The organism is Ensifer sp., from assembly GCF_035999185.1.
GTDB lineage: Bacteria > Pseudomonadota > Alphaproteobacteria > Rhizobiales > Rhizobiaceae > Ensifer.
The window spans coordinates 20,551-32,094 of sequence record NZ_DASYHB010000023.1; the positions used below are offsets into that span (position 1 = coordinate 20,551).

Annotated in this window: 11 protein-coding genes and 1 pseudogene; 4 read left to right on the forward strand and 8 right to left on the reverse strand. The window is 62.6% G+C overall.

Translation table 11 applies throughout. The features are described 5' to 3' along the window. Position 1: 1 nt before the first annotated feature. The 3 genes from phnL to VGO04_RS02080 all read left to right on the forward strand — a co-directional run bounded on the left by phnL (position 2) and on the right by VGO04_RS02080 (position 1,651). Positions 2-709 (forward strand): phosphonate C-P lyase system protein PhnL, encoded by a 708-nt coding sequence (phnL, locus tag VGO04_RS02070; RefSeq protein ID WP_327494298.1) that lies wholly within the window; start codon positions 2-4, stop codon positions 707-709. Continuing rightward, on the forward strand, positions 706-1,320 hold the full coding sequence (locus tag VGO04_RS02075; RefSeq protein WP_327494299.1) for a DapH/DapD/GlmU-related protein: 615 nt from the start codon (positions 706-708) through the stop codon (positions 1,318-1,320). The genes phnL and VGO04_RS02075 overlap by 4 nt, the downstream gene beginning before the upstream one ends. A gap of 73 nt (positions 1,321-1,393) precedes the next feature. Further along, positions 1,394-1,651 carry a hypothetical protein gene (locus VGO04_RS02080; RefSeq protein ID WP_327494300.1) on the forward strand — a complete coding sequence of 86 codons (258 nt, stop codon included), beginning with the start codon at positions 1,394-1,396 and terminating at the stop codon, positions 1,649-1,651. Positions 1,652-1,720: 69 nt separating this feature from the next. Here VGO04_RS02080 and VGO04_RS02085 read toward each other — a convergent pair whose 3' ends face one another. The 8 genes and pseudogenes from VGO04_RS02085 to VGO04_RS02120 all read right to left on the reverse strand — a co-directional run bounded on the left by VGO04_RS02085 (position 1,721) and on the right by VGO04_RS02120 (position 10,534). Next, positions 1,721-2,317, reverse strand: a complete 597-nt coding sequence (locus VGO04_RS02085; protein WP_327494301.1) for a DUF922 domain-containing Zn-dependent protease — start codon at positions 2,315-2,317, stop codon at positions 1,721-1,723. Between the two features lie 289 nt (positions 2,318-2,606). Continuing rightward, positions 2,607-3,131: a DUF992 domain-containing protein gene (locus VGO04_RS02090; RefSeq protein ID WP_327494302.1), complete on the reverse strand. Its 525-nt coding sequence runs from the start codon at positions 3,129-3,131 to the stop codon at positions 2,607-2,609. Between the two features lie 445 nt (positions 3,132-3,576). Next, positions 3,577-5,295, reverse strand: a complete 1,719-nt coding sequence (locus VGO04_RS02095) for a dihydroxyacetone kinase family protein (RefSeq protein ID WP_327494303.1) — start codon at positions 5,293-5,295, stop codon at positions 3,577-3,579. 13 nt (positions 5,296-5,308) lie between these two features. After that, the gene (locus VGO04_RS02100) at positions 5,309-6,247 is read right to left on the reverse strand and encodes a sugar phosphate isomerase/epimerase family protein (protein ID WP_327494304.1); all 939 of its coding nucleotides are present in this window, start codon (positions 6,245-6,247) and stop codon (positions 5,309-5,311) included. A 48-nt stretch (positions 6,248-6,295) separates the two neighbouring features. Further along, positions 6,296-7,835 (reverse strand): annotated as a pseudogene (locus VGO04_RS02105) (tripartite tricarboxylate transporter permease). 33 nt (positions 7,836-7,868) lie between these two features. Continuing rightward, positions 7,869-8,369 (reverse strand): tripartite tricarboxylate transporter TctB family protein, encoded by a 501-nt coding sequence (locus VGO04_RS02110; RefSeq protein ID WP_327494305.1) that lies wholly within the window; start codon positions 8,367-8,369, stop codon positions 7,869-7,871. Positions 8,370-8,430: 61 nt separating this feature from the next. Further along, entirely contained in the window at positions 8,431-9,417 is a 987-nt protein-coding gene (locus VGO04_RS02115; protein ID WP_327494306.1) for a tripartite tricarboxylate transporter substrate binding protein, read from the reverse strand. Positions 9,418-9,490: 73 nt separating this feature from the next. Then, positions 9,491-10,534, reverse strand: coding sequence for a 4-hydroxythreonine-4-phosphate dehydrogenase PdxA (locus VGO04_RS02120; RefSeq protein ID WP_327494307.1), 1,044 nt, complete (start codon positions 10,532-10,534; stop codon positions 9,491-9,493). A 194-nt stretch (positions 10,535-10,728) separates the two neighbouring features. Between VGO04_RS02120 and VGO04_RS02125 the strand changes: the two genes are divergently transcribed. After that, the gene (locus tag VGO04_RS02125; protein ID WP_327494309.1) at positions 10,729-11,415 is read left to right on the forward strand and encodes a GntR family transcriptional regulator; all 687 of its coding nucleotides are present in this window, start codon (positions 10,729-10,731) and stop codon (positions 11,413-11,415) included. Positions 11,416-11,544: the final 129 nt, after the last annotated feature.

The following is an 11,544-nucleotide window of genomic DNA, read 5'->3' on the forward strand; positions in this document are numbered from 1 at the left end:
CATGGCTACGCCCCTTGTTGTTTCCGAAGTCGCAAAGAGCTTCACCATGCATCTGCGCGACGGTATCCGCCGGCCCGTCGTCGCCAATGTCTCCTTCTCCGTAAAGGCCGGCGAATGCGTCGTCCTCGGCGGCCCGTCCGGCGTCGGCAAAAGCTCGATCCTGAAAATGCTCTACGGCAATTACGGCGTCGACGAAGGCCAGATCCTGATGGATCACGACGGCAAGCTCGTGAACCTTGCGACCGCCGAGCCGCGCACGGTACTCGAAGTTCGCCGCACGACGCTCGGCTATGTCAGCCAGTTCCTGCGTGTCGTACCGCGCGTGTCGGCGCTCGACATCGTTGCCGAGCCGTTGCAGGCGCGCGGCGTCGCAATCGAGGATGCACGCGCCCGCGCCGCCGAGCTTCTGTCGAAGCTCAACCTGCCGAAGGAATTGTGGTCGTTGCCGCCGGCAACCTTTTCCGGCGGTGAGCAGCAACGTGTCAACATCGCCCGCGGCTTCATCACCGACCACCGGATCCTGCTTCTCGACGAGCCGACCGCCTCGCTCGACGCGAAGAACCGCGCCGTCGTCGTAGAGCTGATCGCCGAGAAGAAGGCCAAGGGCACGGCGCTGATCGGCATCTTCCATGACGAAGAAGTCCGCGACGCCGTTGCCGATCGCATCCTCGATGTCTCGGCCTTCTCCCCCAGAAAGGCTGCCGCATGAGCCAGAAACTCGGGCTTGACCCCTTCATCCATCCGACGGCGAGCGTCAACAATTCGACGCTCGGCCGCTACACAGAAGTGCAGGAGCGCTCGCGGCTCGACGAGGTCGAATTCGGCGACTACTCCTACATCATGCAGGACGGTTCGATCTGGTGCGCGACGATCGGCAAGTTCGTCAACATCGCTGCAGCCGTCCGCATCAACGCCACCAACCACCCGACCTGGCGTGCGACCCTGCACCACTTCACCTACCGCGCGCCCAACTATTGGGACGATACCGAACTCGATCACGACCTCTTCGCCTGGCGTCGGTCCAATCGGGTGACGATCGGCCACGATGTCTGGATCGGCCACGGCGCCACCATCCTGCCGGGCGTCACCGTCGGCAACGGTGCCGTGATCGGCGCCGGCGCGGTCGTCTCCAAGGATGTCGATCCCTACACCATCGTCGGCGGCGTCCCGGCCAAGCTCATCCGGACCCGGTTCAACGAGGGCATCGGCGAACGCATGGACGCGCTCTCCTGGTGGGATTGGGACCACCAGCGCCTGCGCCGCGCGCTCGACGATTTCCGCGAGCTAACGGCGGAAGAATTTTTGGTGAGGTACGCCTGAACAATTGACAACGGAGGCGGCTCTCTGCCTTCGTTGCCGTTCGTGCGGCCGGCTTGAATCAGGGCGATTTGTGATGGAATTGGATGGGCCTATAGCGGCGATATTTTTCGCCGTCGCAGTTTACTACGCGTACTGGTTCGTCAAAGCACTGCGGTTTTACAGGAACAACGGCTGGGATTTCTCGGTGGCTTTCGGCCCGAAGGTGTACAGCGGAGAGTACGTCTCGCCCGAGCGAGAAATGAAGCCTCGCGGAAAGCTGTTTTTCGGCTATCCCTTCATAATCTTCGTCGCCGGGACATTGGCAGTCGTTGCGTTCGTAAAGGCGTTATAGCAGCGTTCACCGTCAGCAAAGATACCTGAACGCGGTTATCGCGTCCTTTGCGTTCATGCGAACGCACGGCTAGGGGCCGTTCACCAACCTCAAAATGAGTTGGTGGATATTACCGCCGTCGGTCAGCTCCACCTGGTCGAAGTCGCGGCTGCGCTGGCGTTGCGCCTGCGAGAGCGCACCGAGGCGCTTGGTCATTTCTGCCCGGATCTTCTGGCACTTCGGATCATCGGGAACAGACAATCCCAGCGTCACCTGCTCGATCGCGCGCACCATCTCCTTGATGAAATCGCCGTGCACGAGTTCGTGCTTGCGCACGCCGTCGATGAAGATGTCCCAGTTTTCGCGCACGCCTGAGGGCAGCGGCTTTGCCGGCTTCGGCAGCGTATAGGTGATGATCAGCTTGGGCTTTGCCGTCGTCAGCACGCAGGCGCCATTCAGCTGTTCGTACTTCCGCGTCCAGGTCAGCTTGAAATTGGTGTGGGCGATCGCCCGGCCGAGCCCGGCCTTGGGGCCGCGATTGCCGATCGAGGCGTAGAGTTCAGCACCGGTCTGTCCGGTGACGGTGTAGGGCGCTTCCTTTTCGACCGCCTGCCATTCGGCAAAGGCGCTTCGTGGTACGCTCGCAAGGCAAAGGGCAAAGACACCCAGGCAAAGGCTCTTGTTCAATCCAACCCCTTTAAACTCGCCTTCCCGGCGGCACGGACGACTGCCACTTTCCTTAGAGCAATCCCAGGAAATGTGTGAAACGGTTTTCCGCCCGGAATTGCGTAATATCAGAGAGTTAGATCATTTCAATGTTTCGACGAAACAATGAAATGATCCAAACGCGAATCGGCCGATGACAACAGGTCAAAAAACAAAGACACCGCACGCCGTCTGGGCGTGCGGTGTCTTTGTGTCTTAGCTGATCCTGGCCGGTTCGTTGTGGGAGGTGCAACGAAACGGGCAAAAGGCCTTAGTTGACGGCCGTCAGCGTCATGGACGTGCCCGTGGCCGCGAGGTTGAGGCCGATCTGGCCGGTCACGCTCACAGTCTGCAGGTGGATCGAACCAGACGTGCCGCCGACGAGGATGTTGGCGCCGATGCCGGCGCCAACAGTCGCCTCGGCGGTTGCTCCCTGGTAGAGGCCGCCGAGCGAGCCGCGGTGATAACCGGCGGTCGGTGCGAATACGGCCCAGATCAGGCGGCTCTGCGTCGTGAAGCCAACGTCGACACCCATCTTGCGGATAGCGCCGGCGTAGTGGTCGGAAGCTTCCGCGCCCATCGTCGAACGGAAGACACAATCGACTTCCTTGGCCGAGCCGAGCACATAGCCGACGCCGCCGGCAATGTTGCAATCGAGGTAACCGATCTTGACGCCGTTGCTGGTGTCGGGCTCGGGCTGCGGCTGGGCAGTCGCGAGATCGGCGGCGTTTGCGGCGATCGCGCTAGCGAGAACCAGAGACGCTGCGGACACCTTCACGGCAAAACTCTTTTTCATTCTTGTCTCCTTCTCGGAACGTAAGAAATGATTGGCATTTGACCGGCGGCACACGAACTCAAACACATAGCGCACGCTGCAGGAAAGACCAGCCATAGCCCGGCATCGGGCAATTCCGTGGCAGGCCGGCGCTCGACGCGTGAATCGTCCGGGTTTCCCCAACAATCACCTGGGATTGTGATGAAAAAGCCACGAAAGGGGCCATCTGCGGCGCCGTTTCGGCTCAGAACCGGAGTGAGAGGTGGCGAAATGGAGCAGGAAGCTTTCGCAATGGTCTCGGCGCGGTGCTCTTCGCAGGCGGATTGCAGGCGACAGACATGTGCAGAACGCGCGACCATGCCGCCTTCAGCGGGCAAAGCGGGCAGCGCAGACAATTGTTCACCGGCGCGCCATCATCTGCGATCGGGCGACAGCAGTGCTGCCGCCCGATTGTATCGCTATCGTCTCAGGCTTTGGCCGCTTGAGCGAGAAAATCACCGGAAACGCGGGCCGTCAGCGCCAGCGAGACGGCGCCGGCATCCGGGTGGCCGATGCTCTTTTCGGCGAGCGGACGTGCCCGGCCGAGCTTCGGGGTCAGGCTGGAGGTCGCCTCCGCGGCTTCGGTCGCGGCCTTGGCGGCAGCCTTCCAGGCCTCGACAAGGATCTTGCCCGCGGCAAATTCGCGCTCGAGGGTCTCGACGAAGGGCACCAGCGCATCGACGAGCGTCTTGTCGCCGACGCGGGCGCGGCCGAGGCGCGTGACGCCATCAAGTGCGCGGCGGGCACCATCGACAGTCGCCGCTTCGCTCGGGGCGGCAGCGTCGCTGAACGCGTTGCTCCATGCGCGCAGCAGCAGGCCCCAAATAGCACCGGACGTGCCACCGGCACGGTCGGCCCAGGCGTCACCGGCAGCGGCAAGCACGCTTGCCGCACCGGCGCCGGCTGCAACCGCCGCTTTTGCGGCGTCGCTGGCTGCCGCCGAACCGCGGCGCATGCCCTGCCCGTGATCGCCGTCGCCGGCAAAGGCGTCGATGCGGCCGAGTTCGTCTTCGTGCTGCTTCAGGGTTTCGGCGAGCTCACCGATCAGGCGGGAGATGCACGCGCCGCTCTGTTTGGATTCGTCCGAAGCCGGCCCAAAGGCAACGGCGATATCATCGTCGCTCAGGCTATCCGTTGCGGGCTCGGTGTCGATGATCGTGCCCTTGCGCAGGGCCGGCGCATCGCAGGCCGCGCGCCAAAAGGTTTCGAGCTCGTCGTTCAGCCACATCAGCGTCAGCGAGCAGCCCTGCATGTCGAGGCTGGTGACGAACTCGCCGCATTCCGGATCGACGATTTCAAGGCCGGCTGCCTTCAGTTCCTGCTCGATTGCGACCCAGAGGACGAAGAGCTCCTCATACTTTGTCGAACCGAGACCGTTTACGAGCGGCGCGACCTTGAGGGTGCCGGCCGGACGCTCGGCAAGAAGCTTGCCGACCAGAAGCTTGGCAAACTCGGTCGCCGAAACCATCGTTTCTTCGCGGATGCCCGGCTCGCCATGGATGCCGAGACCAAGGGCCATCTCGCCCTTCGGGACCGTGAAGAGCGGTGCCTTCGCGCCCGGCAGCGTGCAGCCACCGAAGGCGACGCCGAAGGAGACGGTACGGTCATTGGCAAGACGCGTGACGCGTTCGACTTCGTCGAGGGAAAGGCCGGCTTCTGCGGCAGCGCCGGCGATCTTGAAGACGACGAGGTCACCTGCGATACCGCGGCGCTTGGCCGGCGTTTCGGCAGAGGCGCTGGCAACGTCATCCGTGACCGGCACGATGCGCACGTCGATGCCCTCGGCGCGCAGACGCTCGGCCGCAACACCGAAGTTAAGGACGTCGCCGGCATAGTTGCCGAAGCCGAGAAGGATGCCGCCACCCTGGTCGGCGTGGCGGCAGACGCGGGCCACGGCTGCGGTCGACGGCGAAGCGAAGACGTCGCCGGCAACGGCTGCGTCCGCCATGCCCGGGCCGACATAACCGGCAAAGGCCGGATAGTGGCCGGAGCCGCCGCCGACGACCACGGCGACCTTGCCCTTCGGCACCTTGGTCGAACGAACGACGCCACCCTTCACGAGACGAACGTTGCGTGCGTAAATCGAACTGAAGCCGGCAAGCGCAGTGGTCGCAAACTCTTCCGGAGCGTCAAAAATTGTGGTCATCGCGTCTCTTCCCTTAGTCGCGAGGCAGAATGCGCCTCAGATAGTCTCGGTTGGCGGCACTGACCGAGAGACCGTCGCCACCATAATGCTCGCACAGGAACGGGCTGTTGAAGCCGTGGGCCAGTGCCATGCGGATCGCGGCGCGGTAGCTGATCACACCCAGCTCCAGCGGCGCCGGATGGGTGACGACCAGTCCTGATGTCTCGTCCTCGGTGCGGTAGTAGTTCTTGACGTGCCAGTATTTCGCAAAAGGCGCGACCTTGGCCATCATCTGCTGCCAATGCTCGACCGGCCGGTGCAGGCGCACGAGGTTGCCGAGATCGGCATTGATGCCGACATTGGCCAGTCCGACGTCGGTGACGAAGCGCACAGCGCTGTCGGCAGAGCCGATATAGGTGTCCTCGTACATTTCGAGCGCGAGCTCGATGCCGAGTTCTTCGGCGTGGCGGCCGAGTTCGCGGATGCGCTGGACCGCCTTTTGCCAGATCGCCGGGTCGTCGGGGTTCTTGACGCCGTCGACTGTCCAGAACCACAGCGCCTTCTTCTGCGCGTCGGTCAGCGGCCCGAAGAAACCGAACGATACGGAGCCCGCTCCGATCGCCGCTGCGGTATCGATTACCTTATGGCCATAGGCCAGGTACGCGTCACCATGCTCGGGGTCGATGACGCTGCGCCGCGCGGTCGAGATTGCCGGCATGGTGAGACCGAGGTCGCGCGTGACTTTGACGAAGTCGTCAAGCCGCGCGGGCGAGAGATCGGCCAGCCGGATCCAGCTATCGGTCGGGTCGAGGGCGGTGAAACCGGCATCGACGACATCGGCCAGCGTCTCGGCCCATTGCTCGGCCGACTGGTCCTGCACCGAGCTGCCATCGGCAAGCACGTTCGGATACTGGATCATCGCGGCTGCGATCGGCCAGGTTTCCCGGTTCCATTTGCGCGTTGTGTTCGCCATGGCTCTCCTCACCATTACTTCACTTTTTGGTTGGGTGCGGCGGCTCCGTCAAGCCGCCGCGCTGCCGTCACTGTGCGGGGTGGGCCGCATCTTGCTTGCGCTTGCGGACCAGGCCGACCAGCCCGAAGACAAGCGGTGACAGCAGAAGGGCAAGGGCCAGCGCCATCAAGGAAGAAACCAAGGGGTTCGACCAGAAGATGGTGAGGCTGCCACTTGAAAGCAGCATCGACTGGCGGAAGGCGTCCTCGGCCTTGTCGCCAAGCACCATGGCGAGAACCAGCGGCGCCAAGGGATAGTCGAGCTTCTTGAAGACATAGCCGAGCACGCCGAAGCCGATGACCAGGAAGATGTCGGAGACCGAGTTTGCCACCTGGTAGGCGCCGGAGAAGATGACGGCGACGATGATCGGTCCGATGATCGCAAACGGCACCCGCAGGATCGAGGCGTAAAGCGGTACGGTTGCGATCACCAGGAACACGGCGACGACGTTGCCGAGATACATGGACGCGATCAGGCCCCAGACGAAATCGGGCCGCTCGGTAAAGAGCATGGGGCCGGGGGTCAGGCCCCAGATCATCAGGCCGCCCATCATCACGGCTGCCGTTGCCGAACCGGGCACGCCGAGCGCCAGCATCGGCAAGAGCGCCGAGGTGCCGGCCGAGTGGTCGGCGGTTTCAGGCGCGACAACGCCGCGTGGATCACCCTTGCCGAACATCGACTTGTCGCGCGCCGAGCGACGGGCAACGCCATAGCTCATGAAGGACGCGGCTGTCGGGCCGGCCGGCGTGATGCCCATCCAGATGCCGATGATGGTCGAGCGGGCGATCGTGAACCAGTAGCGCGGAATCTCGATCAGCGTACGGCCGATCTCGACGAGTTTGACGCGCGCCTTGATGCCCTCGAAGCGCAGGCCCTCCTCCGTCGTCAGCAACAGTTCGCCGATGCCGAACAGGCCCATGACGGCAATCAGGAAGCTGACGCCCTTGATCAGGGTGGGGATGTCGAAGGTCAGACGCAGGTCGCCGGAGATCGTGTCCATGCCGACGGAGGCGAGCGCAAAGCCCATCATCATAGAGACGAGCGTCTTGAACGGCGATTGCGCGCCCATGGAAATGAAGCTTGCGAAGGCGAGGAAATAGACCGCGAAATATTCCGGCGAGGAGAAACGCAGCGCGAACTTTGCCACCCAGCCGGAAAGCAGCGTGATCATCACGACGCCGGCAAGCGCGCCGATGCCAGCCGAAACGAAGGCAAGCGTCAGCGCTCGGCTCGCCTGCCCGGATTTCGCCATGGGATAGCCATCGAAGGTCGTCGCAACCGACGAGGGCTCGCCGGGAATATTGAACAGGATGGATGTGGTCGAGCCACCGAAAAGTGCGCCCCAGTACATGCAGGACAGCAGGATGATGGCCGAGATCGGGTCCATCGAAAAGGTCAGCGGCAACAAGAGCGACACGCCGTTCGGCGCGCCAAGGCCTGGCAACACGCCGACGAGAATGCCGAGCGTAACGCCGATCATCATCAGCAGGATATGGTTCCAGCTGAGGATGTGGCCGAAGCCATCGATCAGAAGACCGATATTTTCCATGTCATTCCTCCCGGGAAAGCTTGGCGGTCGGGATCAGTAGATCCCGAACCAGGCCTCAATCGGTCCCTTGAGCAGGGGAACCTTGAAACCGATCTCGAATACGACGAAGAAAAACAGCGAGACGGCAACGCCAGACGGCAGCGCGATCCACCATTTGTAACGCCCCTGAAAGAGCATCGTGCAGGCGATGTAGAGCGCCGTGCCGACATAGAGGCCGAGCCAGGCGGAAACGCCAGCAAAGGCAATCAGCGGCAAGAGGAACGACGCGACCACTTTGGCGCGGCGTCCATCGATGAAGATCTCACCGGTGCCGCGGTGCTTCAGGAATGCGTTGATTGCATTGGCGACGCTTCCGAGAAGGATCAGAAGGCCGACATAGAAGGGAAAGTAGCCGGCCTCGGGTCCGAACTCGGTCCATCCCGCACCGATATCGAGAGATCCGTAACAGACCGCAGCGCCAAATGCGCCGGTCAGCGCGGCAACGCCAAGCTCAACCGCGAAGCGGGAAATCCCATTCGCACCGTTCTCGCTCATGATCGTGACCTTTCAACGCGGAGACGGGCGCCAGAAGGCACCCGTTCCGATATGCCGCCTGTTAGTTGGCGAGCCAACCTTCGCGCTTCAGCACTTCGCCGACCGATTCACCATCCATCTCGATGGCGGCCTTGAAGTCGTCACCGGCAAGATAGGACGGCGACTGCGAGGTGTCGGTCAGGTACTTCGCCCATTCCGGCGTTTCGGAAACCTTGCGCATCAGGTCGGCATAAAACTTGACCACTTCCGGGTCAACGCCGGCCGGAAGCCAGACGGTGCGCGGCATCGAGTAGTTGTCGATGGCGATGCCCGATTCCTTGCAGGTCGGAATGTCGCTCCAGCCCTTGTCGCCGGCAACCTTTGCGTCGTTGGTGAGCTTGACGCTCTTGAAGACGCAGAGCGGCTTGACCATGCCGGCCTGCCACTGGCCGAGGTTCTCGCTCGGGTTGTTGACGTTGGCGTCGAGGTGCTCGCCGGCAAGCTGGACGGCCGCTTCACCACCACTCTTGAACGGGATGTAGTTGATGGTCGAGCCGGTCGCCTCGTTGATCATCGACGTCAGGATCTGGTCGACGTCCTTCGACTGGCTGCCGCCGATCTTCAGACCGCCTTCCTTGGCCTTTGCGGCAAAATCAGCGGCCGTGTTGTAGGACGCCTTGCCGTTGACCCACAGGATGAATTCGTCGGAAGCAAGCGCTGCCACCGGCGTCAGGTCTTCGAGCTTGTAGGGAACCTTGGCGCGGACCGGCAGCAGATAGGCATTGTTGGTGCCGAATGCGAGCTTGTAAGCGTCGCCCTTGTTGGTCGCGGTGTAGACGAAACCTTCGGCGCCGCCGGCGCTGCCCTTGTTGGTGACGACGACCGGCGCCTTCATCAGTTCGTACTTGCCGATGATCGCCTGGATCGTGCGGGCGAAGATGTCGGTGCCGCCGCCAGGGCCGGCGGTGACGACGAATTCAACCGGACGATCCGGCTCAAAGGCCGAAGCCGGCGCGGCAACGCCGAAAGCGGCTGCCATGATGCATGCGATGGAAACGGATTTCTTCATAGTATCCTCCCGTTGATGTGAGTTGTGGCGCAGGACCTCCTCCTGCGCCGTTATTGCTTGAAAGCGTAGGAAATCAGGCCGCCGCCGTGAGCGCGGCCTTTTTCTTCGCCATGCGCACCGCCAGAAGCAGCGCTTCGCGGCTGGCGCCGACATCGGCGATGCCCTTGCCGGCAATGTCGTAGGCAGTGCCGTGGGCCGGCGTGCAGAGCGGGAACGGCAGACCGCCCATCATGGTCACGCCCTTGTCGAAGCCGATCAGCTTCATCGCGATCTGGCCCTGGTCGTGGTACATGGTCATGACGGCGTTGTAGCCTTCCTTCAGCGCACGACCGAAGACCGTGTCGGCCGGGAACGGACCGTCGACATTGAAGCCGAGCGCCTTGGCCTTCTCGACCGCCGGCTCGATGATATCGATCTCTTCCATGCCAAAGCTGCCGCCGTCGCCGGCGTGCGGGTTGAGACCTGCGACGGCAATCTTCGCCTCGCTATAGCCTGCCTCCTTGAGGCAGTTCTGGGTCAACTCGAGTTCGGCAAGGATCGCGTCGACCGACAGGTTGTCGGCCACTTCCTTGATCGGAATGTGCGAAGTGACGCGCGCGTTCCAGACCTTCTCGAGCACGTTGAACTCGCGGATCTTGCCGGTGAAGCTCAGAACGTCGGAGACGAAGCGGATTTCGTCGTCATAGCCCGGATAGGCAAAACGCATCGCCTTCTTGTTGAAAGGCGTGAAGCAAACCGCATCGGCCTTGCCCGCATGCGCCAGCTCAAGTGCTGCGCGGAAGTTGCGGGTGGCGAACGTGCCACCGGCAAGCGTCGCCTCGCCGCGCACGACATCGGCCGGATCGAGATGGCCAAGATCCACGAAAACGTGCCGCTCGGTCCCGGCGCCGTCGAGACCTTCCGGCGTCGAAGGCGCCAGATCCAGGGTCACGCCGGCAATGCGGGCGCCTTCGTCCAGAATGCGGCGATCGCCGATCGTGATGATGTGGGCCGCTTCGCGAATGTCGGCGAGCGCCAGCAGCTTTGCCGTGAGCTCGGGGCTGATACCGGCCGGATCGCCCATGGCGAGCGCGATGACAGGACGCGTGCCGTTACCGGCAGCACCGTTGGTCGTCATGTGAGATTTCCTCCACTTCATTCTTCCTCGCCGTCATACGTTATTCAAAATTCTGCATCAAGTCTTTTGTATTCTGTATGCAGCATTTTCTGTTGACGATACCGAAGCCCATCTCCATGCTTTAATGAGACAGCGCTGATTCAATCGGCGCGAATGGGAACACACGGCCGACAGCCGGGCGCAGAAGCGAAACGATGAACGAAATCACCTCACTGGAGAAACGCCCCGAAGGCGGCCCCGGCCCAATCCGGCGCACGGCATTGCACGACACGCTGGTCACTCACCTGCGCGACATGATCATCGAAGGCGATCTTTCGCCCGGCACGCGACTGCACGAGGGCCAACTCGGAGAGCAGCTCGGCGTATCGCGCACCCCGCTTCGCGAGGCCATCAAGTTTCTGGCAAGCGAGGGTTTGGTGGAGCTCGTGCCGAGCCGCGGCGCCGTGGTCAAACGCTTCACCGCCAAGGACATTCAGGACATGTTAACGGTGCTGCGAACGCTGGAGGAGCTCGCAGGCAAGCTCGCCTGCGAGGCGGCAAGCGATGCAGGCATCGCCGAAGTGCGGGCACTGCACGACGAGATGGTTCGCCGCTACAACGCCGGCGACCGGCTGCAGTACTACAAACTCAACCAGCAGATTCATTCGGCCATCGTCCAGCTGGCAGCAAACACCACGCTGACGGACACGCATGGAATGCTCCAGACGCGCCTGAAGCGCATCCGTTTCATCGCCCTTGATCGCCCCGAAAAATGGGCGGCGGCAGTTGCCGAACATGAGGAGATGATCGTGGCGCTCGAGGCCCGCGACAAGGCGCAGCTCTCAGAGATACTCGGCCGCCACTTGGTCAATGCCTGGGAGCGCGTAAAAACGTCCGTCTGACAGGCCGCCGGAGGGTCCCGGACAAATGAACCCTTAGATCGGCGCAACATCACGGCGCTGCCGATCATCCGGGTTCCGGCACGCGGCGACAGCTATACTGCAAGCATAGCCCTGTGCGATCGACAGCAT